This is a genomic window from Paraburkholderia bannensis, from assembly GCF_014200455.1.
GTDB lineage: Bacteria > Pseudomonadota > Gammaproteobacteria > Burkholderiales > Burkholderiaceae > Paraburkholderia > Paraburkholderia bannensis_A.
On sequence record NZ_JACHBW010000006.1, the window covers coordinates 326,664 to 353,166 of the forward strand.

Sequence of the window (26,503 nt, forward strand, 5' to 3'; positions counted from 1 at the left end):
CGTCGACGCGACGCGATGCGATGCGATGCGATGCGATGGTGTACAGGAAAACGCGTCTCTTATTGCCAAGAACCGCCCATGCTTACAACGCGCTCATTGCACCGTGTTCTGCAACAACCCGGTCATGCGTTGCAGTGGTGCGAGCAATTCGGGCGCGATGGCGTAAAGCGGCCCAAGCGTCTGCGACACATCGCGATAGTCCACATGCGTATGGCCCGTATCGTCTTCCCAGACCACAAGACGCAGCGGCAATTCCAGCGCCGAGTGGGGATTGGCCGCCATGATCGGCGTGCCCGCCTTCGGATTGCCGAACAGGATCAGGCGTGTGCGCCGCAGATCGAGGCCCGCGAGCCCGGCGGCCTCGCGCTGGTCCACGTCTGCGAACACGATGGCGCCCACGCCATCCAGCGCGGTTTTGATACGGGTGATCGTCGTGTCGAAGTCGTGGACGCTCTTGAGCGTCACAACGGATGAGGGGTGTTGCCCGTGCCCGATCGTCATGGCTTGTGCTCCGAAATGGACGTCACGCATGGGTGCGTGCTCTCGCACTGTAGTCCATAAAACAGCACACCGAAAACCGAAACGGCGCATTGCGCACCAGCCGCTCGACGCCCTTCGCGTGATAGATGGGGCCCATTTCGCGTGCCGAATACAACACGCGCGCCGCGCGGAATACGCGCCTTTTCGCGGATCGCGAGAGCATTTTCGAAGTCGCCGTCCGATGGCCGCGCAAAGCGCCGCCACGAAGCCGGTCGATCGAGCATCTGGCGCGGCTTCGCACGCACGGCCTCGGCCGCGCCGATCACGCTGCTCGCCTGCACGACCAGCTCGCGGATCTGCGCGTAGCGCCGGTGCGCGGGCTGCTCAATCAACCCGAGCTGCTGGGCGTGGCGTCGCATCGCGCGGCCACGCGATAAGAGGCGACGCTCGACCGGGCGCTTAAAGCATCGGCGCGATCTGCTGGACCTGTTGCGCGAAATGCTGCCTGTCGTCGCCTTCCAGCACGGTGCGCACGGGCAGATCGACGCTCAGCGGGTCTTGCGCGACATTATCCACGTGCACCTCGTAGTGCAGATGCGGGCCGGTCGCCCAGCCGGTCTTGCCGACGTAGCCGATCACCTGGCCCTGCTTCACCTGCTGTCCCGCGTGCAGCGACTTCGCGAAACGCGATAGATGCGCGAAGGTCGTTGAGTAGTCGCCGAAATTCTGGATCTTGATCACGCGTCCGTAACCGATTTCCCAGCCCGCGAACGTGACTGTGCCCTGCGCGGTCGCGCGCACCGGCGTGCCGATGGGCGCGGCGAGATCGACGCCTTCATGCGCCGCCCAGCGATGCGTGACGGGGTCCAGGCGCAGCGGCGAAAACTCCGACGACACGCGCGTGAAGTTCACTGGGTAACGCAGGAAGGTCGGCGCGGCGGGCGTGCCGTCGGCGGAGTAATAGAACGCCTTGCCGTCGAGCTTGCTAAACAGGAACAGGTCGTGCGATTCCTTGCCGGTGGAGATGCGCATCGCAACGGGCGTGGCGCTGGCGTCCGAAACTGCGGGTGCCGCGGACGTTGCCGGCGCAGCGCCTGGCTTGTCGCGGAACACGAAGCGCACCTCGCTACCCGGGCGCAGGTCGCGGCGCAAATCCAGCCGCCCTTCCAGCGCGTGAGCGAGCTTCGCCGTGGTCGCGGCATCGATACCCAACTGATCGGCGGCTTCGGAGAAGCTGTGCGTGACCCGCACGGTTTCCACATGATAGGCCGGTGCCGAAGGCACAGGAGCGGGAACAGAAGCGGCAGCGGGTGCTAAGGCACGGCGCGCCAGTTGTTCGGGCAGGTCGTCGGATGCGTGCAGCGAAACATCGACGGACTGGCTCGGCATCTGGTGCGAAAGCCATGCTGTGCAGGCCGTGCTGAGAGCGGCGACGATGAACGCTTTACCCGCGACTCCCGAAGATGTCGTCGATACGAGCTTGGGCATCTACTGGGTACGGATTACTTGGCAGAAAACCGCGCACGAAGCGCCGCTTTCAAAGAGACATCAGCGCCGTTGCAGCGCCGATGAGCGAAGGCACCGAGACTAACGGACGATTCTTAAGCGAGACTTAAAAAACGTCAAAAACGGTGAATCCCTGTTTTTAATGGGTGAATCGCCGGAATTTGCAGAGGAATGACAGCCGTTGCTGCAACCCCGGCGATCTGCATTATGCGGGCCGGATCGGTTCGAACGCCAGGCAGCCGAAAAAACCGTCGATTTCCTCGATCCACCGGTACTGCAACGCCCGCGCGCCCACACATCCGTGCACGTCCTTGAGCACCTGCGGCGGCGCGGGAAACGCACCCGGCGTCTGCACGCACAGATCGACCCTCAGCGCCTGCAAACCCTCGGTGATGCCCAGACCCAGCGTCTTTAGCAGCGCTTCCTTGGCCGTCCAGCAGCGGAAAAAATGCGCGGGCTGCAACGCGTGTGGCGCGCCTTCAATCGCCTGCCGTTCTTCTGGAGTGCAAACCAGTCGCGCAAGCCCTCGCCAGTCGATTGCCTCGTCGATGCGCTCGATATCGACGCCCACGCCGCGCCGCTGCGATAGCACGATCAAGGCGTGATCGCCCGAATGCGAGACGTTGAAAGAAATAGCTCCGCCAGACGTATCCGCCAGCATCGGTTTGCCCCGCTCCGAGACCACCAGCGGCACATCGCGCGGATCCATCTTTAGCGCCTCGCCCAGCAACGCGCGCAAGGCCGAGCGTGTCGCGGCGAAGCGCACCTGGTCGGCTAGCCGCACGTAACGCGCCGCTTTCGCACGTTCGGTGGCATCGAGAAAAGGCATCGAATCGGGGCTCGCGTTGTCGAAATCGAAGTGCAGATGCCACACGTCGATATCGTCGGGCCAGCGTCCGTTCGCATACACACGCAACCTGCGCGCGGAGTCATTCAATGGATGGGTCATCGCAGCAGCATAAATTAATCGGGCATGCTAGTCGGGCATGCAATAATATTAATGAGAATCATTTGCAAATGAGCGAATTTTTCATCATCATAGGAGACGTCTCTTTCATAGGATCGTGCCATGGACATGCCTGCTACATCGACGCCGGCGACGGCCACTACGAACGCAGCAACGCCCGCTCAGGCGGCGTTCTTCGAAACCTTGCTCGCACGACAATCCGCATGGCCGCTGGTCGAACCCGGTCCCGGCGACGCCGAACTCGAACTGATCTTCGACGCCGCGTTGCGCGCCCCCGATCACGGCCGCCTGCGCCCCTGGCGCTTCGCCTTCATTCGCGGCGAAGCGCGCGCCGAACTCGGCGAGATTCTCGTCGATGTCGCCGCCGCGCGCGACCCCGGCACGCCGCGCGCGGCGCATGAACACCGCCGCGACAAAGCCTTCGCCGCGCCGCTCATCATCGCGCTGGGCGCATCGGTGGCGCGCGACAGCTCGATCCCCGAACTTGAGCAGATTCTAAGCGTAGGCGCGGCCACCATGAACATGCTCAACGCCATTCACGCACTCGGCTACGGCGGCTTCTGGGCGACCGGGCCGGACGCCTACGACGAAAAGCTCAAGCTCGCGCTCGATTTCGAAGCCGACGACAAACTACTCGGCTTCCTGTTCGTTGGCACACCGAAATCCGCGGAACGCGCAGCCGCGCGGCCGCCACGCACGCATTACTTCCGGGAATGGCTGGGCAGTTCGTCGATCTGATTGCCCGTTCATTTGTCCCGTTATCGACGGGCAGCGAGCCCCACTACCCCGACCGCCGCTTTACCGATTCTTACCCCAACGCGCGCCTGAAGGCGCCCGACAATCCCTGCCAATCACCCCTTTTCCGTACCGGCGTGCGACCGTTTAACTGTACCGGTACTGTACCGCGATCTGTCGTTAAACTGGCTCGACACGATCGTCAGGATCGCCATTGTCCCCGGAGCCCTTAGCCCATGCTGCCCGAAATGCTCAGCGCCCTGCCCGCCGGCATGCTGTTCGTGCTCGTCACATCGATCACGCCCGGCCCCAACAACACCATGCTGCTGACCTCCGGCGTCAACTTCGGCTTCCGTCGCACGGTGCCGCATATGCTGGGCATTAGCGCGGGCGTAGTGGTGCTGATGCTGTCCGTCGGTTTCGGTCTGGGCGAGGTGTTCCGGCGCGTGCCAGTGCTCTATACGGTGCTGGAAACGGCGAGCGTGGCTTATCTGTTGTGGCTTGCTTGGAAGATCGGCACGTCTGGCGACCTCAAGGTCAAGACCGGCGAGCGTCGTCCCATGCGCTTTCACGAAGCCATCGCGTTTCAGTGGATCAATCCCAAGGCGTGGATGATGGTGCTTACGGCCGCCAGCACGATTCGCCTGTCGACGGACTTCGGCATGAATACCGTGGCGATGGCGGTGGTGTTCTACGTGGTCGGCCTGCCCTGCATCTGCGTTTGGGCGGCGTTCGGCACCGGTATGCGGCGCTTTCTGGCCGATCCGCGCCGCCTGCGCGCCTTCAACATCCTCATGGCGCTGTCGCTGGTCGTATCGATGTATCCGCTGGTCGCGCATCTGCTGCAACACTGAGCCACTTCATCAGGATTGCCGATTAAATTCCCTTCGTCCTGTTAGCCCGTTTTGCTGGCGCGCTCGATGAAACGCCACAGCGCGTCGTCGAGCGAATAGGGCGCGTTGAAGCGGAACCACGCGCTGGCTTCGTCGTCGGGCCGGAAATAGGAGCCTGGCGCGAGCCAGATGCCGTCGCGCAGCGCCGCCGTGGCAATCGCGGCCGCGCGCGATGCCTCCACCGGCAGGCGCACCAGCATGAACAGGCCTGCGCGCGGCCTGCAGAACGGTTCGAGCCCCAGCGCATCGATGCGGTCTTCCAGCGCCGCGTGCGCCGCCTTCAACTGCTCGTTGACGATTTCGACATGGCGCGTGTAGCGCCCTTCCACCAGCACCTTGTCGACGATGCGCTCGATCGTTTCCGACGAGGTCAGGCCCACTGCCATCTTCGCGCGCGCGAGTTCGCGCAGCACGTCGCGTTCGGCCACCACATAGCCGCAGCGCAGCGATGGCGTCACCGTCTTCGAAAAACCACTCACGTACAGCACGCGACGCAGCCCTTCCATCGCGGCCAGCAGCGGCGCGCCCGGCGGCGCGAGTTCGCGGCTCACGTCGTCTTCCACTACCCACATGCGCTCGCGTTCGGCGATCTGCAGCAGACGGAAGGCGTTCGCCATCGAATAGGTTGCGCCGGTGGGATTCTGCAGCGTGGTGTTGACGAAAATCGCTTTAGGGCGATGCGCGGCAACCTGCTGTTCGAGCGCGTCGAGATCGAGGCCGGCGGGCGTGCGCGGCACGCCGTGCACCGTGAGGCCGGCGAGCTTGAGGATCTGCAGCAGGTTGCAGTAGCCGGGATCTTCCACCAGCACGGCGTCGCCGGGGCGCAGCAGCGTGCGCACGATCAGGTCGAGCCCCTGGGTTGCGCCTTGCGTCAGCAGCACGTTCGACACGTCGATCGGCAGGCCTTGCCGGTCCAGTTGCGCCGCAATGCGTTCGCGCAGCGGCGCGAAACCGTAGGGGTGGCCGTAATCGCCCAGCCGCGCGGCCGGCACGCGACTGGTCGCGCGCAAGGCGTGGTGCAGGCCGGTTTCGTTGATCCATTCGGTGGGCATCCAGCCGCAGCCGGCCTTGATCGGCACGGAATGGTCCGCGTAGACGTCGGATAGCAGCCAGGTGGCGGTGAGCGCGGGCGGTTGCCAGCCAGTGTCGGCGGCGCGGGGCGCGGGTTGGCGCGGCGCAACGCGATAACCGGAGCCACGCCGCGCCACCACCAGGCCCATCGACACCAGACGGTTGTAGGCGTCGGTGACCGTATAGGTGGACAGCTCGTGCGATTGCGCCAGCTGACGCACCGAGGGCAGCAGCGCGCCCGCGCGCAGCGAGTTCGACTCGATGGCCTGGGCAAAGGCTCGCACCAGTTGCTCGACGAGCGTTGAGGCGGCGCCGCGTCCGCGTTCCAGTTCGAATTCGATCATAGGGAGGGAAGTCGGGTTCAAGCGGACTTGAGCGCGCCGACCAATACAGTTGCGTCAGATTGTCCAGCACGGTTATCAGCGCAGTATAGAGACTGTATATGCCGCCCTTCAAGCCCGGACGCTACATTCTGTCCAACCACTTTGGAGGAGAACACACATGACTTCGCGCCCCGTCATCGACGATCTATCGTCGTTCTGGATGCCGTTCACGGCCAACCGCCAGTTCAAGGCCGCGCCGCGCCTGCTCGAATCGGCCAAGGGCATGTATTACCGCACGACCGATGGCCGCGAGGTGATGGACGGCAGCGCGGGCCTGTGGTGCGTGAATGCCGGGCACGGACGCGAGGAAATCGTCGCGGCGATTGCCCAGCAGGCCGGCAAGCTCGACTTCGCGCCCACTTTCCAGATGGGTCACCCGCTCGCCTTCGAAGCGGCCAGCAAGATCGCGCAGATCATGCCCGAAGGGCTCGATCGCGTGTTCTTCACGAACTCGGGTTCGGAGTCGGTCGATACGGCTCTGAAGATCGCCCTCGCCTACCATCGTTCGCGTGGCGAAGGCCAGCGCACCAAGCTGATCGGCCGCGAGCGCGGCTATCACGGCGTGGGCTTCGGCGGCATTTCGGTGGGCGGCATCGGCGCGAACCGCAAGACGTTCTCGGGCCAGCTGCTGCCCGCCGTCGATCATCTGCCGCATACGCACAATCTCGAACACAACGCCTTCACCAAGGGCCAGCCGGCCTGGGGCGCGCATCTCGCCGAAGACCTCGAACGCATCGTCGCGCTGCACGATGCATCGACCATTGCCGCGGTGATCGTCGAGCCGGTTGCCGGTTCGACTGGCGTGCTGATTCCGCCGCAAGGCTATCTGCAACGCCTGCGCGAGATCTGCACGAAGCACGGCATCGTGCTGATTTTCGACGAAGTGATTACGGGCTTTGGACGTCTTGGCAAAGCCACCGCGAGCGAATACTTCGGGGTGACGCCCGACATCATCACGATGGCCAAGGCGATCAACAACGCGGCCGTGCCGATGGGCGGCGTGGCCGTGAGCCGCAGGATCCACGACGCGGTGGTCAACAGCGGCGCGCCGGGCGCGATCGAACTGTTCCACGGCTACACCTATTCGGCGCATCCGCTGGCTGCGGCTGCCGCCATCGCGACGCAGGACCTGTATCGCCGCGAAGGCCTGTTCGAACGCGCGCACAGCCTTGCGCCAAAGTTCGAAGCTGCCGCGCACGCGCTGCGCGATGCGCCGCACGTCAAGGATGTGCGCAACCTGGGCATGGTCGCCGGTATCGAGCTGGATTCGCGTGACGGCGCACCGGGCGCGCGCGCTTACGAGGTGTTCGTGAAGTGCTTCGAAGCAGGCGTGCTGGTCCGCTTCACGGGCGACATTCTGGCGTTCTCGCCGCCGCTCGTCATCACCGAAGAAGAGATCGGGCGCCTGTTCGGCACGGTGCGCGAAGTGTTGGCGAAGGTCGCCTGAGTTCGCGCCAGATCACGGCGCACTAGCGGCCCGCTCGTTTCGAGCGGGCCGTTTCGCTTTCGGCGGGCCGTCTTTCGTCCGCTCATCATGCGCGCATGGCGAGCGCCATCGGCGTATCGTTGGCTGATGGAAACCGCAAGGCGGGAGAGACGGCGATGAAAACACCGATTCGTGTGGGCGCGCACATCGAAGGCGTTCACTGGGTAGCGGAATACACGGCGGCGACGCACGAGATTCGCGTGTTCCGCGAAGGCCACGCATTCGAGACGATTGCCGCGCCGCCCGCTTTACTGGGCGAAGAGGATGAAGCGGGTTCGGCCAGCGACGAAGCGAGCCGCGCTGAAGATGCCGCGGTGCTCGCCGTGTTGCGCCAGTATGTGGCGGAACACGACGCTGCAGAGTAAGCACGGTAAGGAGATCGGGGGCACGCGCGATGCATGCCCTTTCACGCAAAATCAGGCTGGCTTGTCGCCTGCTGCCTGCGCGTCCTGCTCGCTGAAGATTTTATCGGCGAGGTGGAAAGCCGAATTGGCTGCGGGCACGCCGCAATAAATCGCGGTTTGCAGCAGCACTTCCTTGATTTCATCGCGCGTCACGCCGTTGTTTCTCGCCGAGCGCAGATGCAATGCCAGCTCTTCGCTGCGGTTGAGCGCGACCATCATCGCGATCGTCAGCAGACTACGCGTGTGACGCGGCAGACCTTCGCGCGTCCAGATTTCGCCCCACGCATAGCGCGAGATCAGCTTCTGGAATTCCTCGGTCAACTCGGTGCGATTGGCGATCGAGCGATCGACGTGCGCATCGCCCAGCACCGCGCGACGCACTTTCAGTCCGGCTTCGTAGCGATCGTCTTCGTTCATTTCGACTCCAGCAGGAAGCTCAGGACCGTCTTGTTGAATTCGTCGGTAAGTTCGACGTTCGAGATGTGCGAAGCGTTCAGCTCGACGTAACGGCCACCCTGCACCGATTCGGCCAGTTCGCGGCCTTGTGCGGGCGTCGCGGCCAGATCGTGCGTGCCCGAAATCACCAGCGTGGGTGCCTGGATCGACGAGGCTTCGCCGCGCAGGTCGGCCGCGTTGATTGCTTCGCAGTTCGAAGCGTAGCCATCTTTGTCCGTATGCACGAACACGTCGCGGGCCTGGGCGATCACGAGCGGATTGCGCTCCATGAATTCCGCCGTGAACCAGCGCGGCAGCACCGCGTCCGCCAGCGACAGCATGCCTTCGTTGCGGGCCTTCGCTGCGCGCGGCTCCCACACTTGCGGCGTGCCGATCTTCGCAGCCGTGTTGCACAGCACGAGACGGTCGATGCGGCTCGCGAAACGCGCACCCAGACCCACGCCCGTGAGGCCGCCCATCGAAACGCCGCAGAAATGCGCGCGCGCGATGCCCAGGTGATCGAGCAGGCCGATCACGTCGCCCGTCAGTTGCTCGATCGTGTACGGGCCTTGCGGCGCGGCCGAGTGGCCGTGGCCGCGCGTGTCGTAGCGCAGCACGCGGAAGTGCTTCGAGAATTCGACGAGCTGCGGCGTCCACATCGACACGTCGCTGCCGAGCGAATTCGACAGAACCAGCCACGGCGCGTTGGTGTTTTCGGCACCATCGACGCGGTAGAACAGCTGCGTGTCATTGACGGCTGCATAAGGCATGCGGTTACTCCTGGTGAGTCTGCGATGAAGAATGGGGCGTGCGCTGCTGCGATTGCGCGTATGGCGCGAGCACCGCGTCGACGAACGCATGCGCTTCGCCCACGTAATTGGCGGGATCGAGCAACGCCTTCAGGCGCGCGTCGTCCAGATGTTGCGTGACAGCGGGTTCGGCCGCCAGCACGTCGTAAAGCGTGCGGCCCGATTGCACCGCCGATTTCGATGCGCGCTCAACCAGATGATGCGCGTCGAGACGGCCGATCCGGTCGCCCAGCGCGAGCATCACGGCCTCGCCCAGAATCAAACCGTGCGTGACGTCGAGATTGGCTGCGAGACGCTCGGGCCTCACTTCCAGACCGCCCGCAATCTGCTCGATCTGCGCGAGCGCGCCCGCCGCCAGGCGTGCGAGTTCGGGCAGCGCGTCCCATTCGGCCTGCCAGCCGCCGAGCGCGCGTTCGTGCTCCTGCACCATGCCCGCGAACACCGTGGCCACCAGCCCCGGCGCGCGCGTGGCGGCGGTCAGCACGGCGGCGCAGCCCACCGGATTGCGCTTGTGCGGCATGGTCGACGAACCGCCCTTGCCTGCCGCGGCCGGCTCGCCCAGTTCGCCGATTTCGGTTTGCATCTGCAGCGAGATGTCGCGCGCAATCTTGCCGAGCGTGCCGATCAGCATGCCGAAGAACGCGGCAGCTTCCGCGATGCGGTCGCGTTGCGTGTGCCACGGCAGCGCGGGCTGCGCGAGGCCCAGCTCTTTGGCGAGTTCGGCGCTAACTTGAGCAGCGGCGTCGCGCAGGCTCGCGAGCGTGCCCGCCGCGCCGCCGAATTGCAGCACCAGCGCGCGTTCGCGCAATGCGGCCAGACGCTCGCGATGGCGCAGCAGCGTGTCGAGCCATTGCGCGAACTTGAGCCCGAGCGTGATCGGCAGCGCTTGCTGCAGCCAGGTGCGGCCCACCGCAGGCGTCGCACGATGCGCGCGGGCGAGTTCGGCGAGGTTCGCGCAGGTCGCGTCCAGGCTGGTTTCGATCAGCGCAAGCGCATCTCGCAGTTGCAGCACCGTGGCCGTATCGATGATGTCCTGGCTCGTCGCGCCCCAGTGCACGTATTTGGCGGCTTCGGGGTCGGCGTCCTTCACGCGCGCCGTCAATTGCTTGACAAGCGGAATCGCCAGATTGCCGCCCAGCGCGGCGTCGCGCGCGAGCGCTTCGGCGTCGAGCCTGTCGGCTTTGCAGGTCGCCTCGATCGCGGCCACGGCGCTGTGCGGAATCACGCCGTGGATCGCCGATGCGCGTGCGAGCGCCGCTTCCACGTCGAGCATGCGCTGCAGCGTGGCGTCGGGCGACCAGACGGCGTTCATCGGCTCGGTGCCGCAGATCAGGCTCGTGAGGCGTTCAATCATGGATCGATATGAAAAAAGTCGGGATGCACGCGGGTGCAGATAAACGCAGATGGCGCGACGCCCGGCGACAGTTGCCGCCAGAGGTCGCGCCACGCGGGATTCATCTGCGAAAAAACGCGCGCTACGGCAGTTTACGCCGCGCGGCGGCTCTGCGTCGCGTCGATCAGCGGCACGGCGGCGAGCTTTTGCAGCGCGTCGAAGTCGATATCCGAATAGATCTCGCGCACTTCCAGGCCATCCGGCGTGACGTCGAACGCGGCCAGATCGGTATAGATGCGGCCCACGCAGCCCACGCCCGTGACCGGGTACGTGCAGGCGTTCACGAGCTTGCTTTCGCCCTGCTTCGTGAGCAGTTCCATCATGACGAACACCTGCTTCGCGCCCAGCGCCAGGTCCATTGCGCCGCCGACGGCGGGGATCGCATCGGGTGCGCCGGTATGCCAGTTGGCGAGGTCGCCCTTCACCGACACCTGGAACGCGCCCAGCACGCAGTAGTCGAGGTGGCCGCCGCGCATCATCGCGAACGAGTCCGCGTGATGGAAGAACGCGCCGCCAGTGAGCAGCGTGACGTGCTGCTTGCCTGCGTTGATGAGTTCGTCGTCTTCTTCGCCAGCGGCGGGCGCCGGACCCATGCCGAGCAGACCGTTCTCGCTGTGCAGGAAGATTTCCTTGCTCGGATCGAGGTGGTTGGCCACCAGCGTCGGCACGCCAATGCCGAGATTCACATAAGCGCCCTCAGGAATGTCCTGAGCCACGCGTTGAGCCATTTCGTCGCGATTCAACCGTTTCATTGCTTAACTCCGTAGCGTCCGTAGCGTCAGGCGGCCTGACCGGCTTGCTGCGCCAGATGCGCGGCCTGCGGCACTTCAACGACGCGCTGCACGAAAATGCCCGGCGTCACGATGTTTTCGGGGTCCAGTGCGCCGAGTTCGACGACTTCCGACACCTGCGCGATGGCGACCTTCGCCGCGCTCGCCATGATCGGGCCGAAGTTGCGCGCTGTCTTGCGATAGACCAGGTTGCCCCAGCGATCGCCCTTGTACGCCTTGATGAGCGCGAAGTCCGCATGCAGCGGCGCTTCCAGCACGTAATGGCGGCCGTCGATCAGGCGCGTTTCCTTGCCTTCGGCGAGCTTGGTGCCGTAGCCGGTGGGGGTGAAGAAACCGCCGATGCCTGCGCCCGCTGCGCGGATACGCTCGGCCAGGTTGCCTTGCGGCACGAGTTCGAGCTCGACTTCGCCGGCGCGATAGAGGCCGTCGAACACATACGAGTCGGTCTGGCGCGGGAACGAGCAGATGATCTTGCGCACCCGCCTGGCCTTGAGCAGTGCGGCCAGGCCCGTGTCGCCGTTGCCGGCGTTGTTGTTCACGATCGTCAGCTCTTTCGAGCCTTGCGCGATCAGCGCGTCGATCAGTTCCGCGGGCATGCCGGCCGTGCCGAAGCCGCCGATCATGACCGTGGCGCCGTCCTGAATATCAGCGACAGCGGCTTGAAGCGAATCAAAAATCTTGTTGATCATGCCTGTTCCTGAAAGCGATGCGCATCGCGGAAAGCCCACGCCACCCGATCGCGAAAAGTTCTATATACGAACACTGATTCGTTTAGCGAACGTCCAGCGCATTATCGGAGCGTGAATGCGCGCTTGTCAAGGCGGGGTCAACCCCATGCGCTCCTCATTAACCCGGCTGTGCCCCGGCTGTGGGCCGCCTGTGCGCACATACCCCAATATCGTCAATCCGGATTCATCGACTATGGTTTATCGCGTTTCAGCATAGTCCTTCTCTTCCCGTTCGCCCGCCGCCTATGCAAGACCTCGACCTGAACCTGATCCCTTATCTCGTCGCGATGGAAGAGGCGCGCAACGTGAGCCGGGCCGCCGAACGGCTGGGCGTGAGCCAGCCGCGCGTGAGCACGGCGCTCGGCAAGCTGCGCGAGTACTTCGGCGATCCGCTGTTCGTGCGCACCTCGCGCGGCATGGAGCCGACACCGCGCGCACTCGCCCTGATTCCGGCGGCGCGCGACGCGCTGGTGCGCATCGAGAAAGGCATGCTCGAAGCCCAGGACTTCGACCCGGCCACCAGCACGCACACGTTCTCGATTGCGCTTTCGGATGTCGGCGAGATCGTATTCTTGCCGCGTCTGCTGCAACTGTTCGCGCGGCGCGCGCCGTTTGCGAATCTACGCTCGGTATCGTTGCCGCCAAACCAGGTCGAGCGCGGTCTGGAATCGGGCGACGTCGATCTGGCCGTCGGCTTCTTTCCGGATCTGGGCGGCAACAACTTCTTCCAGCAGCGTCTCTTCACGCACCGCTTTATCTGCCTGATGCGCAGCGGCCATCCGCTAGCGGGCAAGCAGATGACGATGGAACAGTTTCTCGGCCTGGGCCATGCGGTGGTGCGCGCCGAAGGGCGCAGCCAGGAGGTGCTCGAACAGTATCTGGAGAAGCATCGCCTGCGTCGGCGCGCGGTACTGGAAACGCCCCACTTCATGAGCTTGCCGTTCATACTCACGCGCACCGATCTGATCGCCACGGTGCCGCACGCGATCGGCTTTGCCTATGTGTCCGAGCACGCATCGATCACGCTGGTCGAGCCGCCCCTGCCGCTGCCCCGCTTCGATCTCAAACAGCACTGGCATCGCAAGTATCACAACACGCCGCGCGGCGCGTGGCTGCGCAGCGTGGTCGCCGAGTTGTTCAACGATGCGATGGATGAATGGCCAAAGTAAGCCCAAATAAGGTGAGCGCGCAGCGAAGCTGCGCGGTCGGGCGCGAATCATGAAACAATGCGCGTTCGTGGTGCGCCTCGCAGCGGCGCGGGCCACCTGACAGGAGCCTCTGCATGAGCGACGAAAAGAACGCGGAAAAGAAGAAACGTAAGCCGAAGTCCAACATCGCGACGACGCCCGCCAGCGTTGCGCGCCCCTCGCGCGAAGAAGCGGAAGGCGCGGTGCGCGTGCTGCTGCGCTGGGCCGGGGACGATCCCTCGCGCGAGGGTCTGCTCGATACGCCGGCGCGCGTGGTGCGCGCCTACGAGGAATTTTTCGCGGGCTATGACCACGATCCGCGCGAGATTCTGTCGCGCACGTTCTCGGAAGTCGACGGCTACGACGAAATGATCGTGTTGAAGGACATTCGCTTCGAGAGCTACTGCGAACACCATATGGTGCCGATCATCGGGCGCGCGCACGTGGCCTATCTGCCCGAGCATCGCGTGGTGGGCATTTCGAAGCTCGCGCGTCTGGTCGACGCCTTCGCCAAGCGCCTGCAGATCCAGGAGAAGATGACCGCGCAGATCGCCGACACGCTCAACGAAGTGCTGCAGCCCAAGGGCGTGGGCGTGATCCTCGAAGCCGCGCACCAGTGCATGTCCACGCGCGGCGTGCACAAGGCCGGCGTGACGATGGTGACGTCGCGCATGCTCGGCACGTTCCGCAGCGACCCTTCCACGCGCCGCGAATTTCTCTCGATCATCGGCAGCCCCGGCGTGATGAGCGTGCCCAACACCTGAACGACCAAAGCACATGCGGGACGCTGCTTCAACGAACAGCGTCCCGCATGGGGCTGCAAATCAAGGGGGTTTCTTCAAGGCCTTCCTTCAGGGCTTTTCGTCGCCGCGCTCGATCTCGCGGATCTTGCCCTGGCGCACGCTGCTGCCCGGCGGTACGCTGTGCGTGAGCCACACATTCCCGCCAATCACCGAGCCGCGCCCGATCGTCACGCGGCCCAGAATAGTCGCGCCCGCGTAGATCACCACATCGTCCTCGACGATCGGATGGCGCGCATTGCCCTTCACCAGCGTGCCGTCCAGATCGGCCGCAAAACTCTTTGCGCCCAGCGTCACCGCCTGATAGACGCGCACCCGTTCGCCAATGATGGCCGTTTCGCCGATCACCACACCGGTGCCGTGATCGATGAAGAAGCTCGATGCGATCTGCGCGCCGGGGTGAATGTCGATGCCCGTGGCCGAATGTGCGATTTCGTTGATGAAGCGTGCGAGCAGCGGCACGCCCAGCCGATGAAGGGCATGCGCGAGCCGATGGTGCGTCATCGCCCAGACGCCGGGATAGCAGAGCAGGATTTCGGTGATGTGCTGCGCGGCCGGATCGCCCGTGAAGGCGGCCTGGATATCGCTCACCAGCAGCGCGCGGATATCCGGCAGTTGATGGCCGAATTCGCGCGCCACCTCGAAGGCGCGGGCGCGCAGGACATCGTCGCTGGCGTCGGCATTTTCGGGCAGGAAACGCAGCGCGCGGCGGATCTGCTCGGCGAGCAGTCGCAGCGTGCTTTCGAGCGTATGGCCAACGTAGTAATCGACGCTCTCGTCGGTCAGATCGGGCGCGCCATAGTGCGTCGGAAAGAGTGCGGCTCGCAGGCCCGCCACGATATTGACCACGGCTTCGCGCGAAGGCAGCTCGCGAATGCCAAGCGGATGGCGCGTGCGGTGACGATCTTCGCGCGACGCGCGCAGATCGGCAACGATCTGTTCGAGGCCCCACTCCGACGAAGCGGAAGAAGCGGATGGAGCAGCAGGAGCAGCGGATGGCGGCAAAGCGGAATTTGACATGGTGATGCCGCGAGGGCAAGAGCGCCCATCGCATGAAAGTGTATCGACCCCAGAGGTTACCGCTTTTTGGCGGAATTCGCCGAAGCCGCCTTGTGCGAGGCCGCGCCGGTCAGAGCGTGACGCTGCTGGCATCGATCCAGCGCACGGCCCAGTCGCGCGCATGGGCGATGGCGGCGGCTTCGTCGGGAAAGCGTAGTTCTGCGGGGAAGAAACGGTTGGCAACCAGTTCGCCGTCGCTTGAGCGCGAGATCACCACATAGGGTTGATACGTGCCGTCACCGGCGCGTGCGGGCGCGCAATTGAGCAAATAGCCGCGATGCGTGAATGCAGCGTCGAATTGCATGTGTCTCGTCCGCCCCTGACTGCCTTGTCCGTTTTTGCAGGCGCGGCAGGATCGTGCGGCAAAGCCACAGCGGCGTTCCTCCGTGGGACCGTCTATCTAAAGCGCGCCAACTCGTTGAAAGAGGATCATACTCCCAGGAAATACGGCGATCCAACGAAAAAAATCCTCGGCGGCTGGAAGCGTTTTCCTGGCGGCCGGGCTTGCTTTTCCGCCCGATTATGGGTCCGCAGCAGGTGTCGTGGAACGTCTCTTGCGCGACATCGGTTAGCAGGTTGCTGCAGACACTTCATAGCCCCTTCCTCCAGGAGGACAGATCATGGCTCCTTCCGATGGCACCCGTCGCCCGGCGTCCATGCCGGCCCCAACCGCTGCGCCGCGCAGCGCGGAATCGCACAACGACCGCACCCATGACAGCACCGTCGATACCGACGGCAAGAACCGCGAAGCCGCGCGCCTGGCTGGCGCCGGGCCGATAGGCCCTGACGAAATCACCACCAGCAACGCCTCGCTCGACGATAGCGTGCCCGAGAGTGGCGACGGGTTGGCGGGATTCGACAGCCGGGGCCGCGCGCATCGCATGCCGATCGCGACCCAGGCAGACTTCGAGGCCGTAGATCTAGGCATGACCGCCGCGGAAATACCCTACGAACTCGAAGGAGAACTCGCCGATTCCGGCGTGCCGCTGCAACGGCGCAGTCCCGGTCGCTTGCACTACGCCATGAATCATCTACGCCCGACGCGCGTTTTCGAGTTGCACCGCAAGAATTGACGCGTTGCAATACGACAGCGCATCCATGCCCGCATGACAAACGTGTTTTGGCATGCGGGCGTGTTGCGTTTACCGCAAATTTGCAAACCAACTCAAAATTTATGCATTTCGAATAAGAAAATTGCTCGGGTGCAAGAAAATGCATCCGGCGATTTACTGTGGATGTCCAATAAAGGCAAAAGAATTGGCTACGATTATTGCCAATTACGATTTAGCGAATTGCTAAATCGGTAATGAAAGCTGAAATGCAATTCCGACCTATGTTGCTGTAAGCCCGCATAAGCGGGTCAAAAGCGGCACTTTTGTTCAGAAACGTCCGGCATCGCGTCAGTGACTGCCCCGCAGGCCGGGCAAATCCCTGGCGCAAAGCCAGCGTTGCCAGGGGATAAAGACGATCATTGGGGAATTTAGTGATAAATTGTTACATCATAAGAAGCGAGGCTAGCAAGGGCAGCAGCATATCGCCCGAGTGACGCCTGCGGTCTGGCCCACCGCCGATGGAGAGTCTTGACGTGCCTCTACATTTCATTGAGCAGATGTCTTCCGTGCTCGACGCGCCCGAGGATTCGGCGTGGTTCGACGCGGTGTCTCAGCTCGCCAGTTCGTGGGGTTTCGGTCAGGTCATGCTGGCGATCCTTCCGCGTCCCGGTATGCGGCTGGAAGATGCGTTCATCCGGACGAATTACTCGGCAGCCTGGCGGCAGTCCTATAACGATCACAACATGGCGTATTTCGACCCGACTGTCGCGCACTGCACGACGCGGTCGTCGCCGCTGATCTGGTCGCCGGAACTGTTTGCTACCGAGCAGCAGCAAACGATGTACGAGGAAGCACGCTCCCATGGTCTGCGTGCCGGCATTACCCTGCCGATCCATGGCCCGCGCCAGGAGGCGGGCATGCTGTGCTTCGTGAATGATGCGAGCCCGTCGGACTCGTTCTGGCAGGACGTCAACCGTGCGCTGCCCAATCTCGTGCTGCTGCGCGATCTGGTGCTTGACACCAGCCAGCGACATCTGAGCGACCACGCTCAATCGCTGATTCCCAAACTCACGCCGCGCGAAAAGGAATGTCTCAAGTGGACCGCCCTGGGCAAATCCACCTGGGAAATTTCGCACATTCTCAACTGCTCCGAAGCAGTCGTGAACTTCCACATGAAGAACATTCGCGGGAAGTTCGGCGTGAACTCACGGCGTGCGGCTGCCGTGATTGCTACGCAGATGGGCCTTATTGACCCGGGCTGAGCATCATCATCGACGATGACGGCAGGTCCGGGCGGCGCAGCACGCGCTCGGCACGGCCCAGATCGCCATCGGAAATCGTCTTGTTGAAGTAAAGCCCCAGCAGAATCGAAACCGGCGGCGGAATTTCCGCGCCCGATTCAAAACGGCTGCCGCGCGACTGCGTCACGCCGAAACGCGCCCAGAAGCGGCGCTGGCTTTCCTTCTTCTTTTTCCGATACGCGATGATCAGGACACGGTCGATTACCGACGACAGGTCCCCTGCATTGTGAAGGGAGTTCGTGCCCGCCTGCCATTGATTGTCCAGAAGTTCCATTTTGTATCTCGCTGTCAGTTATGCCTGTTGAGTGACGCCGCCCAGTCATTCTCCTGAACTGCCCCTCCCTGCGCACCTACCTATCTGGATAGGTGTTTTTTTATATCCAATACGCATAGCTTTCGATCCATACCGCTGCCCCCTCCACACCAAAAAGGGAGAGTTGTCATGCAAGCTGCGATTCGGATCGGACTGCGTCAGGAATTCGACAACGAGGACATCAACGAGATGTATCGACTGCGGGCGCGGGTGTTCCGTGACCGCATGGGCTGGGATATTCCCACCATCGCCGGGATGGAAATCGACGGGTATGACGCACTTGGACCCCACTACATGCTGATCCAGGATGAAGGCGGCAAGGTGCGGGGCTGCTGGCGACTGATGCCCACCGAAGGGCCCAACATGCTGCGTGACACCTTCCCACAACTTCTGCATGGCAACGATGCGCCAACGGGTCGCAACATCTGGGAATTGAGCCGCTTCGCCATTGAATCCAGCAATGAACAGGCTTTTGGCTTTGCGGAAGTCACGATGCGCGCGATCCATTCGCTGGTCTGGTTCGCCGATCGCATGGGGATTTCGCGCTACGTGACCGTCACGACGACGCCGATCGAACGCATGCTGCGCCGTACAGGCATCGAAGTGGGACGTCTTGGCGCGCCGGTGCGCATCGGGGTGGAAAACGCCGTGGCGCTGGAGATCGCCGTCAGCGCCCAGACCCGCAACGCGCTCTTCGGTCAAATGGCCGACGCCGCGTGACGTGGTTGCAAGGCCGGAATTCGTTCCTGTTTTTCGTGGTGCGATCCGCGGCACCCGTCAGCCAGCTTACACTTTTGTCTGACGAATTGTGCCGAAGGTGGCCGAAACCATCGCAGCGGGCGGATCGCTGACACGATCAACAAGTGCGATAAAAACGACAGTTATCCCGGCTTGGCCGGCGCATTCGCCGGTGCAGATGCGCCAGCGCGACCGAAACGGATGTGCGAAATGCGGCGCACACACAAGGCCGCGACTAGCCCAGCGAAGCCGGTCAGGCCGATACCTAGATGGATCGCATCGACCAGCACATGGCGCACCGCCTCGATCAAAGCCGCGCCGTCGAGCCCCGCCGCCTTCATATGGAACGTCAGGCCGTCGCGCAGCGCCGGATCGATCAGCACGCGCGGGTCGGAGAGTTGCGGCTGCCAGCGTGCCGCGCCTGGTGCGCCCAGTACGGCAAGCGCGTCGCCAATGCCCGCCGCATAACGATGGTTCACGATCGTCGCGACGATGCTGGTGCCGAGCATGCCGCCCACCATGCGCGTCGATTGCAGCAGCGCCGTGGTAATGCCAAAGCGCTCACGCCCGGCAATCTCCTGCCCGAAGATATTGAGATTGTTGAGGATGAAGCCGAGCCCGATGCCCACTGCGGCCATCGAGAGTTCAAGCCACAGATACGAGGTACTGCGGGTGGTGAAGGCCAGCCCGACCGAAGCCGCCACCAGCAGGCCGAAGCCCACGCTCAGAATGGCGGTCGGCTTCGTCAAATGAATCACGATGCGGGTGTTGACGAGGCTGCCGAGGGCGATGCAGGCCGCGATCGGCGTCGCCAGCAGACCGGCTTGCTGCGGCGATAAGCCGAAACCGCCCTGCAGCAGCAGCGGCGCGAAGAAGATCAGCGAGAACATCACGAAGCCGGATAGCGTCGACAAGGTGAACAGCGTGACGAGCTGCGGATCGCGAAAGAGATCGAGCGGAATGATCGGATGTGTGGCGCGCCGCTCGCACACGAGCAGGGCCGCCGCGCCGATGGCGACCAGTCCGATCAGCACCAGATTGCCGGTCGTGAATCCATCTTTGGGCACCGCCTCGATGACGGTCTGAAAGCCGCCCAGCACGAGTGCGACCAGTACCGCACCGGTCCAGTCGATCCGCACCTCGCCCGTGCGCGCGGGACGATACGCCGGCAAATGCGCCCAGATGAAGTACAGCGCCAGTGCGCCCACCGGCAAATTGACCATGAAGGTCGAACGCCAGCCGAAATGCTCGGAGAGCCAGCCGCCCAGCGACGGCCCCGCCGCCGTGCCAATGCCATAGGCCGCCGCCATCACCACCTGCCAGCGCACGCGTGCACGCGGATCGGGGAAAAGGTCGGGAATTGAGGCGAATGCGGTGCCCACCATCATCCCGCCACCCACGCCCTGCAATGCACGCGCCGCCGCGAGAAAGCGCATATCGGTCGCAAGGCCGCACAGCACCGAAGCCACCGTGAACACAATCACGGCCGCCAGCACGAAACGCTTGCGCCCAAAATAGTCGCCGAGCCGGCCGAACACGGGCACAGTCACCACCGACGCCAGCAGATACGCGCTGGCGATCCACGCGTAATACTGGAAACCGTGCAGTTCGGCGACGATCGACGGCAAGGCGGTACTGACAACGGTCTGATCGAGCGCGACCAGCATGTTGACGAGGCCGATGCCGAGCATGGCCAGCAGCGCGTCGCGAAACGGCAAGGGGGAATGGGTTGAAGTCACGATCAGGAGGGCTGCGACGCGAGCGTGCAGCGGAAATGCCGCAGGAATACGAAAGAGACGCAACGATAGCGGCCAGGCGTTGTCGGCGCAACCAGACGAAATCACATCGCCCTACTGCGGCGGCGCCTGCCTATCAGCCTATCCCGACAGAATGCGCCTGTGGCCTTCCCACGCAGCTTCCCTTGATCTCCTTCATCCGACTTCCACATTTCATACAGCGACACTGCACCTTTTTAGTCGATCCATTAAGCTCAGCACAGATCGATACAGGCCGCGCAAGACCGCCCGCGCTGGCGCCTGACGCGCTGGCGGTGCGCATCCCCGTTCAACTCAAGCGGAGGTTCCATGTACAAACGCATTCTGGTTGCGGTCGACGGCAGCGAAACGTCGCGCCGCGCATTCGAAGCCGCGCTCGACCTGGCGAAAGCGATGGGCTCGACCCTGCAGCCGTTCTATGTGATCGAAAACACGCCGATGTATTTCGATGCCCCCGGCTACGATCCGTCGATCCTGCGCAACCAGATGATTGCCCAGGGCAATGAACTCGCCGAAGACATGAACAAGGCGATGAGCGCGCGCGGCGTGCAAGGCGCGATGGTGACGGGCGAAGCCTCCTCGCTCGACGACGTGCCCACGCTGGTGCTCAACGCAGCGAAGGCTCAGGGCGCGGATCTGATCGTCATGGGCACGCATGGGCGACGCGGTTTCCAGCGCCTGATCCTCGGCAGCGTGGCCGAGCGCTGCGTGCGTCAATCGTCGCTGCCCGTCCTGCTGATCCCGACCGCCGCCGGCGCGAGTGAAACCGACGCGGAATAAAAAGATAAGCCCGAAGATCACGCCTTTCGTCACCGACTTGCGCCTGATCATTTTCCGCGAAAGCGGCTTCTGACAAGGCGCAAGCGGCGTCATCTCAAAAGCGCGGCGTTTTGTCGCCTTTTTAAGATTTGAACGCGGTCAAGATTGCTTCGAAACCGATCACCGGAGCAAGCCGATGCTGACCTCGACCGACGTTACCCACACCACCGTGCGCCGCGCAGGCCGCACTCCCACCGCCAGCCCGCGCACCACGGCGCGTTGCTCAAGCTGCGCAATGCGGCATCTGTGCATGCCCCAGGGTCTGTCGCCGGACGATCTGCCCAAACTCGAAGCGCTGATCTGCAACGCCCGTGGCGTGCGCCGTGGCGAATCGCTCTATCGCGCCGGCGACCCGTTCGACACGCTCTATGCCGTGCGCTCGGGTTCGCTCAAGACGGTGATGGCTCATCGTGACGGCCGCGAACAGGTCACCGGGCTGCGCCTCGCAGGCGACCCGCTAGGCATCGACGGAATCAGCACCGACTTTCACACCTGGAGCGCGACGGCGCTCGAAGACAGCTCCGTGTGCATCATCCCCTACTCGGCGCTCAAGCACATGTGCCGCGAAACCAGCGCGATGCAGGACCGCCTGCACCGTCTCATGAGCGACCAGTTGATCCGCGAATCGTCGCAGATGATGGTGCTCGGCTCGCTTTCCGCCGATGAGCGTGTCGCCGCCTTCCTGCTCGACGTGTCCACCCGCAATGGCCAGCGAGGTTACTCGTATGCAGAATTCAACCTGCGCATGACGCGCGAGGACATGGGCAGCTACCTGGGCATGACGCTAGAAACGGTCAGCCGTACCCTGTCAAGATTTCAAAAGCGCGGCCTGATCGACGCCCAGGGCAAACTCATTCGCATCATCGACCTCGAAGGCCTGCGCCACCTCTGAACCACCGGCATCAAGGCTTGTCCCGCGCACCGCCCTTCCGGGCGGCGCGTTCGTTATTGCATTCGAAGACGCGTTGGCACAACTCCTGCGCAGCGGTTACATTCTCAAACACACCGCTCAAGTCTGGAGACTCGCCGCAATGCAGCTCCCGCTCACGCCCACGCTCGCCGCCCGGCTCACCGCAGCCCGCGCCGCCAGTGACGCCCTATTCGATATCGTCCAACCCGAATTCCTGTACGAGCGCCCGATTCGCGAGCGCCATCGGATCGTGTTCTATATCGGCCATCTCGAAGCCTTTGACCGCAACCTGTTAGACCAGCGCCTGTTCCACCTGCCATCGGCCGATGCGCGCCTCGATCAGCTGTTCGCTTTCGGCATCGATCCTGTCGATGGCGGCTTGCCTACCGATACGCCGGCCGACTGGCCGCGCATGAACGAAGTGCGCGACTACGCATGCGACGCGCGCAACCGCATCGACGAGCAACTCGCCGCGCTCGACTTGCGGCTCGATGCGCCGCAACACGATACGCCTGCCAAACTGCTGAACGTGGCGATCGAGCATCGCCTGATGCATGTCGAGACCTTGGCCTACATGCTTCACCAGTTGCCTTTCGCGCAGAAGCAGGCGCCCGACGGAGCCCGCGAGATCGCCGACCATCTCTACACGGTGAAATCCGCCACCGTGAGCGTGCCGGCCGGGCGCACCGAACTGGGCATGACGCGCGAGCGCGGCGTGTTCGGCTGGGACAACGAATTCGGCGAGCAACAGGTGGAAGTGCCCGCCTTCGAGATCGACCGCTATATGGTGTCCAACGGCGCGTTCCTCGACTTTGTTGCCGATGGCGGGTATCGGCGCAAGGCATTGTGGGACGACGCCAACTGGACCTGGAAGGAAGCCGGAGGCATCGAGCATCCGGTGTTCTGGGTGCGCGATACGGACGGTTCCTGGCGTTTGCGAACGATGTTCGAGGACATTGCGTTGCCGCTAGCGTGGCCGGTCTATGTGAGTCACGCCGAGGCAACCGCGTTCGCGCGCTGGCGCGGCGCGCGCCTGCCGACCGAAGCCGAATGGCAGCGCGCAGCGCACGGAGCGCTGCCGGGCGCGACGGATAATTTCGATTTCCGCAACTGGAATCCCGTGGCCGTGGACGCGTCGCCGGACAGCGCGAGCACCTGGGGCGTCGAAGGGTTGTACGGCAACGGCTGGGAATGGACTTCGACGGTGTTTGGCCCACTGCCTGGATTCGAGGCGTTTCCGTTTTACGAAGGCTATTCGGCGAACTTCTTCGACGGGCAGCACTACGCGATGAAAGGCGGATCCTCGCGCACGGCTGCGTGTATGTTGCGGCCGACTTTCCGCAACTGGTTCCAGCCGCGATATCAGTATGTTTATGCCGGGTTTCGATGTGTGAGTCGCTGAGTAATAAGCCGATGGTTGAGGCAAAAAACAGCTATCGGTTTAACACAAGAAATCCCATCTATCGGCTAACTGTTTGGAAAACAAAACTAGCCATAGCTGACGATAACCTATCGAACGGAAACAACAGTCCGATTCTTCGTTTCAACGTTTACAGCTCCCGTGGGGATGACGTGCGCGGGAGGCATTTCAACAGCCTGCTAGGCAACCACCGCACGTCTTTCAATCCCCTACACCCGTCGAGGACAAGAGCTTATTTTCCGCGCACCCTGCACTGTAAAATCTGACGACAGATCGTAATTAAAAGTCAATATGTCAGAAAAAATGGTGGATGCCGCCTCCGGCGACTTCATCCCGGCAGATGTGCGACAGACGGTTGTCAGCCAGGTATTGCCCCAAGCATCAATTGGCGTGAGTCGTTTGCGCACGCTCCGAAGAAACATGGGGCTAACCGCCCCCTACGAACTGGAGGATGCGGACCTGGTCGTATTGCAATTGCGGCCGTTTGGCGAACAGCAGTTGTGGCTCGACGGGCGCCCCGCGCCGTTTGTTCAATATGACGCAGGGACAGTAACGGTCCACGATCTGGATAGAAACTGGGTGGCGGACCTGCAGGGCAGTTTCGACTGCATGCACTTTCATTTGCCACGTCAGACACTTGAAGAGGTCGCGGAGGAACTCGGTGGAAGACGAAGGCCGCAGCTCTACCTGCCGCCGCATCTAAGTGTCCGCGACCCTGTCATTCACGGCCTTGGGAAAGCGTTGGCTCCCGCGCTGGCAGAGCCTGAATGCGCGTCGCAGCTTTTCATTGATCACGTTGTCCTTGCCTTTCAGGCGCATGTGGCGCAGCAGTACAGTGGCGCCATCACTGAAAGGCGGCGTGCGGCCGCTGGTTTGACCGCGTGGCAAGAACTGCGCGCAAAGGAATACCTTCTTGCTCACCTCGATACAAATGTATCGGTCGCCGAAGTGGCGCGAGAGTGCGGCCTGTCCCGGGGCCATTTTCTTCGTGCGTTTAAAGAAACGACAGGGCTACCGCCGCATCGCTGGCTGATCAGTCGGCGAATAGAGCTTGCCCAGGAACTCATGCGCAACAAAGATCTCCCGCTGATTACTATCTCGCAGATGTGTGGCTTTGCTGATCAGAGCCATCTCACACGGACCTTCACCAGGTTGATGGGTATGAGTCCAGCTCGTTGGCAGATTGACCTTGGCCGTTGAACTGTCGCCGCAATCCGCCTGGTGAACCGCTTTCATTGGTTTCCGACAACAGCAGGACAGTTTCGTACAAGAAAAGAACTTTTCTTCAAGACGACTGATAACGAGGTCCATACACTCCGTCGAACTTCGAGCCTGCAAGCAGTCTTGTTTCTGGTGGTCCGACGCGGCGAAGCCGAAACACAGGAAAGCCTCTGCTTACCCCGGGTCGTATCGGCTTATGCCTACCGCCTGAAACCGCGGCTCGCGTCGAACCTGTTGGCGAAAGCGAGGGAGGGTAGTCAATCATGTTGGAGGTCGGTGATGTGCTGGTTGACTTCGAGCGTCATCACGTAGAAAGAGCCGGTACAGCGATAAGCATTGGATGCAGGGCGCTGGACATTCTTCAAATCCTGGTTGAGGCCGAGGGCAAGGTTGTCTCCAAGCACGACATTCTTCAAAAGGTATGGCCGTATGCCACTGTCGAAGAGAACAATCTTCACGTGCATATCGCTGCCTTACGCAGAATCATCGGCAGAGGGCGCGAGCTGATTAAGACCATCCCTGGGCGCGGCTATTTACTGGTGCGTGAGACCTCCCGGCCCAAGACGATCGAAAGCCGTCCCTCGTCGACCTCCGCTTCGATACCGCGTGTTCAGTCGCGTTTATTTGGACGCGATGACGCGCAACGGACAATCCTTGGGCTGCTCAGTCGCTGCCGGATCATCACGCTCGTTGGTGCGGGAGGCATCGGGAAATCGAGTCTGGCCGTTGCTGTCGCGAACGTCGTGCACTCTCAGGGCATGGGTCGGGTGACGTATATTGACTTCGCGGAAGCATCGACAGAGACGGCGGTTTGTGACAGCTTTTTGGGCGCGCTCAACCTTCCTCGACAGCCCAATCCGCTCACGGCAACCCATATCCTCGACACCATTGCCTATTCGACAGACGTATATGTTCTCGATAACGTCGAACAGGTGATTGACACAATCGCGTCGCTGATCGAAGAGTTAGTCAGCAGATCCTCTACTCTAACGATCCTTGTGACAACGAGGCAACCACTTGGGCTGTTGGGAGAAACGCTCTTCCGATTGATGCCACTCGCCACGCCTGATGACACGTGCGACGTGGACTTGATCGAGGCCTGCCCTGCAGTCGCTCTGTTTATTGACCGTGTTCGCGCGAGAGCACATCCGTTCGCGGTTACCTCCGACAGTTTGATAAAAATCGCAGAAATATGCCGTCGCCTCGATGGCGTGCCACTGGCCATTGAACTTGCCGCCGCTCGAGTCGCAACAACCGGAGTGGAATTTCTTGCCAACCGCCTTAACGACAGGCTCAATCTTCTGACCTCCGGGATGCGCCAGGCGTTGCCTCGGCACCGGTCGCTGCGAGCAAGTTTCGACTGGAGCTATATGCTCCTCGCGCCTGTTGAGCAACGACTGTTTCGCCGTCTGGGATTCTTTTCGGATAGCTTCAGTCTCTGTGAAGTGTGCGCGATCGCTGGCGGCCTCAAGTTAACCCAAGCGCAATGCGCGCTACTGCTTGAAAAAATGGCTGAAAAATCGTTGGTTTCGCTTCAGTGCGTCAGCGGCCAGATGCGATATCAGCTATCGGAATGCCTGCGAGCGTACGCGGTCGAGAATCTACGTAAAGAGGGAGAATTCGACGAAGTGCTGGAGGCGTATCGCCACGGCTCTGTTGCAAATGGAGCCGGCGAATCGGTTAGCGTGTCGGGCTGAAACCGCTTCGCGTAAAGGCGGCCAAAGCCTTTTCCTGAACCGCCCCGGGAATCGTGGAGGCTGGTTGGTTTAAGTTAATGCCGGTTCAGCGGCAACCGTTTCAAGTTGCCGATAGTAGTTTGCCTCAGCT

The 26,503-nt window shown here is 62.6% G+C and carries 28 protein-coding genes; 15 read left to right on the top strand and 13 right to left on the bottom strand.

Going from position 1 to position 26,503, the window contains the following annotated elements:
* Positions 1-93: 93 nt before the first annotated feature.
* Positions 94-501, bottom strand: coding sequence for a DUF302 domain-containing protein (locus F4827_RS12885; protein ID WP_183724312.1), 408 nt, complete (start codon positions 499-501; stop codon positions 94-96).
* A 125-nt stretch (positions 502-626) separates the two neighbouring features.
* Here F4827_RS12885 and F4827_RS12890 point away from each other — a divergent pair, with 125 nt between their 5' ends.
* Positions 627-917 (top strand): hypothetical protein, encoded by a 291-nt coding sequence (locus F4827_RS12890; protein WP_183724313.1) that lies wholly within the window; start codon positions 627-629, stop codon positions 915-917.
* A gap of 22 nt (positions 918-939) precedes the next feature.
* Here the strand turns inward: F4827_RS12890 and F4827_RS12895 are convergent, their stop codons facing one another.
* The gene (locus tag F4827_RS12895) at positions 940-1,968 is read right to left on the bottom strand and encodes a peptidoglycan DD-metalloendopeptidase family protein (protein WP_183724314.1); all 1,029 of its coding nucleotides are present in this window, start codon (positions 1,966-1,968) and stop codon (positions 940-942) included.
* Positions 1,969-2,191: 223 nt separating this feature from the next.
* The gene (locus F4827_RS12900; protein ID WP_183724315.1) at positions 2,192-2,935 is read right to left on the bottom strand and encodes a 4'-phosphopantetheinyl transferase superfamily protein; all 744 of its coding nucleotides are present in this window, start codon (positions 2,933-2,935) and stop codon (positions 2,192-2,194) included.
* Between the two features lie 120 nt (positions 2,936-3,055).
* On the opposite strand from F4827_RS12900, the gene F4827_RS12905 reads away from it, so the two are divergent.
* Both F4827_RS12905 and F4827_RS12910 read left to right on the top strand, forming a co-directional pair.
* Positions 3,056-3,691, top strand: a complete 636-nt coding sequence (locus tag F4827_RS12905; RefSeq protein ID WP_183724316.1) for a nitroreductase — start codon at positions 3,056-3,058, stop codon at positions 3,689-3,691.
* 233 nt (positions 3,692-3,924) lie between these two features.
* Positions 3,925-4,542 (top strand): LysE family translocator, encoded by a 618-nt coding sequence (locus F4827_RS12910; RefSeq protein ID WP_183724317.1) that lies wholly within the window; start codon positions 3,925-3,927, stop codon positions 4,540-4,542.
* A gap of 41 nt (positions 4,543-4,583) precedes the next feature.
* Here F4827_RS12910 and F4827_RS12915 read toward each other — a convergent pair whose 3' ends face one another.
* Positions 4,584-5,996, bottom strand: coding sequence for a PLP-dependent aminotransferase family protein (locus F4827_RS12915; protein ID WP_183724318.1), 1,413 nt, complete (start codon positions 5,994-5,996; stop codon positions 4,584-4,586).
* 157 nt (positions 5,997-6,153) lie between these two features.
* On the opposite strand from F4827_RS12915, the gene F4827_RS12920 reads away from it, so the two are divergent.
* Positions 6,154-7,482, top strand: coding sequence for an aspartate aminotransferase family protein (locus F4827_RS12920; protein WP_183724319.1), 1,329 nt, complete (start codon positions 6,154-6,156; stop codon positions 7,480-7,482).
* Positions 7,483-7,637: 155 nt separating this feature from the next.
* On the top strand, positions 7,638-7,886 hold the full coding sequence (locus tag F4827_RS12925) for a hypothetical protein (protein ID WP_167058715.1): 249 nt from the start codon (positions 7,638-7,640) through the stop codon (positions 7,884-7,886).
* 51 nt (positions 7,887-7,937) lie between these two features.
* Here F4827_RS12925 and pcaC read toward each other — a convergent pair whose 3' ends face one another.
* The 5 genes from pcaC to F4827_RS12950 form a co-directional block, all read right to left on the bottom strand.
* The gene (pcaC, locus tag F4827_RS12930) at positions 7,938-8,342 is read right to left on the bottom strand and encodes a 4-carboxymuconolactone decarboxylase (RefSeq protein ID WP_183724320.1); all 405 of its coding nucleotides are present in this window, start codon (positions 8,340-8,342) and stop codon (positions 7,938-7,940) included.
* Positions 8,339-9,130, bottom strand: coding sequence for a 3-oxoadipate enol-lactonase (gene pcaD / locus F4827_RS12935; RefSeq protein ID WP_183724321.1), 792 nt, complete (start codon positions 9,128-9,130; stop codon positions 8,339-8,341). The genes pcaC and pcaD overlap by 4 nt, the downstream gene beginning before the upstream one ends.
* A gap of 4 nt (positions 9,131-9,134) precedes the next feature.
* Positions 9,135-10,523, bottom strand: a complete 1,389-nt coding sequence (locus tag F4827_RS12940) for a 3-carboxy-cis,cis-muconate cycloisomerase (protein ID WP_183724322.1) — start codon at positions 10,521-10,523, stop codon at positions 9,135-9,137.
* Between the two features lie 131 nt (positions 10,524-10,654).
* Positions 10,655-11,314 (bottom strand): 3-oxoacid CoA-transferase subunit B, encoded by a 660-nt coding sequence (locus F4827_RS12945; RefSeq protein ID WP_183724323.1) that lies wholly within the window; start codon positions 11,312-11,314, stop codon positions 10,655-10,657.
* Positions 11,315-11,340: 26 nt separating this feature from the next.
* A complete protein-coding gene (locus tag F4827_RS12950; protein ID WP_183724324.1) occupies positions 11,341-12,042 on the bottom strand; it encodes a 3-oxoacid CoA-transferase subunit A in 702 nt (233 codons plus the stop codon).
* A 284-nt stretch (positions 12,043-12,326) separates the two neighbouring features.
* Here F4827_RS12950 and F4827_RS12955 point away from each other — a divergent pair, with 284 nt between their 5' ends.
* Both F4827_RS12955 and folE read left to right on the top strand, forming a co-directional pair.
* Entirely contained in the window at positions 12,327-13,250 is a 924-nt protein-coding gene (locus tag F4827_RS12955) for a LysR family transcriptional regulator (RefSeq protein ID WP_183724325.1), read from the top strand.
* 113 nt (positions 13,251-13,363) lie between these two features.
* The gene (gene folE, locus F4827_RS12960) at positions 13,364-14,032 is read left to right on the top strand and encodes a GTP cyclohydrolase I FolE (RefSeq protein ID WP_221303668.1); all 669 of its coding nucleotides are present in this window, start codon (positions 13,364-13,366) and stop codon (positions 14,030-14,032) included.
* An 87-nt stretch (positions 14,033-14,119) separates the two neighbouring features.
* On the opposite strand, the gene epsC is transcribed toward folE, so the two are convergent.
* Both epsC and F4827_RS12970 read right to left on the bottom strand, forming a co-directional pair.
* Positions 14,120-15,088, bottom strand: coding sequence for a serine O-acetyltransferase EpsC (gene epsC / locus F4827_RS12965; RefSeq protein WP_260175159.1), 969 nt, complete (start codon positions 15,086-15,088; stop codon positions 14,120-14,122).
* Between the two features lie 109 nt (positions 15,089-15,197).
* The gene (locus F4827_RS12970) at positions 15,198-15,431 is read right to left on the bottom strand and encodes a hypothetical protein (protein ID WP_183724326.1); all 234 of its coding nucleotides are present in this window, start codon (positions 15,429-15,431) and stop codon (positions 15,198-15,200) included.
* Between the two features lie 352 nt (positions 15,432-15,783).
* Here F4827_RS12970 and F4827_RS12975 point away from each other — a divergent pair, with 352 nt between their 5' ends.
* The gene (locus F4827_RS12975; protein ID WP_409258791.1) at positions 15,784-16,200 is read left to right on the top strand and encodes a DUF3005 domain-containing protein; all 417 of its coding nucleotides are present in this window, start codon (positions 15,784-15,786) and stop codon (positions 16,198-16,200) included.
* A 536-nt stretch (positions 16,201-16,736) separates the two neighbouring features.
* Entirely contained in the window at positions 16,737-17,441 is a 705-nt protein-coding gene (locus F4827_RS12980) for a LuxR family transcriptional regulator (protein ID WP_183724364.1), read from the top strand.
* Here the strand turns inward: F4827_RS12980 and F4827_RS12985 are convergent.
* Positions 17,425-17,754 carry an XRE family transcriptional regulator gene (locus F4827_RS12985; RefSeq protein ID WP_167058841.1) on the bottom strand — a complete coding sequence of 110 codons (330 nt, stop codon included), beginning with the start codon at positions 17,752-17,754 and terminating at the stop codon, positions 17,425-17,427. The genes F4827_RS12980 and F4827_RS12985 overlap by 17 nt on opposite strands.
* Positions 17,755-17,922: 168 nt before the next feature.
* Between F4827_RS12985 and F4827_RS12990 the strand changes: the two genes are divergently transcribed.
* Positions 17,923-18,513 (top strand): acyl-homoserine-lactone synthase, encoded by a 591-nt coding sequence (locus tag F4827_RS12990; protein WP_183724328.1) that lies wholly within the window; start codon positions 17,923-17,925, stop codon positions 18,511-18,513.
* A 161-nt stretch (positions 18,514-18,674) separates the two neighbouring features.
* Here F4827_RS12990 and F4827_RS12995 read toward each other — a convergent pair whose 3' ends face one another.
* The gene (locus F4827_RS12995) at positions 18,675-20,222 is read right to left on the bottom strand and encodes an MFS transporter (protein WP_183724365.1); all 1,548 of its coding nucleotides are present in this window, start codon (positions 20,220-20,222) and stop codon (positions 18,675-18,677) included.
* 393 nt (positions 20,223-20,615) lie between these two features.
* Here F4827_RS12995 and F4827_RS13000 point away from each other — a divergent pair, with 393 nt between their 5' ends.
* The 5 genes from F4827_RS13000 to F4827_RS13020 all read left to right on the top strand — a co-directional run bounded on the left by F4827_RS13000 (position 20,616) and on the right by F4827_RS13020 (position 26,373).
* On the top strand, positions 20,616-21,086 hold the full coding sequence (locus F4827_RS13000; RefSeq protein ID WP_183724329.1) for a universal stress protein: 471 nt from the start codon (positions 20,616-20,618) through the stop codon (positions 21,084-21,086).
* 175 nt (positions 21,087-21,261) lie between these two features.
* Positions 21,262-22,017, top strand: a complete 756-nt coding sequence (locus F4827_RS13005) for a helix-turn-helix domain-containing protein (RefSeq protein WP_183724330.1) — start codon at positions 21,262-21,264, stop codon at positions 22,015-22,017.
* Between the two features lie 139 nt (positions 22,018-22,156).
* Positions 22,157-23,437, top strand: coding sequence for an SUMF1/EgtB/PvdO family nonheme iron enzyme (locus F4827_RS13010; RefSeq protein ID WP_183724331.1), 1,281 nt, complete (start codon positions 22,157-22,159; stop codon positions 23,435-23,437).
* Positions 23,438-23,746: 309 nt separating this feature from the next.
* Entirely contained in the window at positions 23,747-24,655 is a 909-nt protein-coding gene (locus F4827_RS13015) for an AraC family transcriptional regulator (RefSeq protein ID WP_183724332.1), read from the top strand.
* Positions 24,656-24,939: 284 nt separating this feature from the next.
* Positions 24,940-26,373 (top strand): winged helix-turn-helix domain-containing protein, encoded by a 1,434-nt coding sequence (locus F4827_RS13020; protein WP_183724333.1) that lies wholly within the window; start codon positions 24,940-24,942, stop codon positions 26,371-26,373.
* The last annotated feature ends 130 nt before the right edge of the window (positions 26,374-26,503 follow it).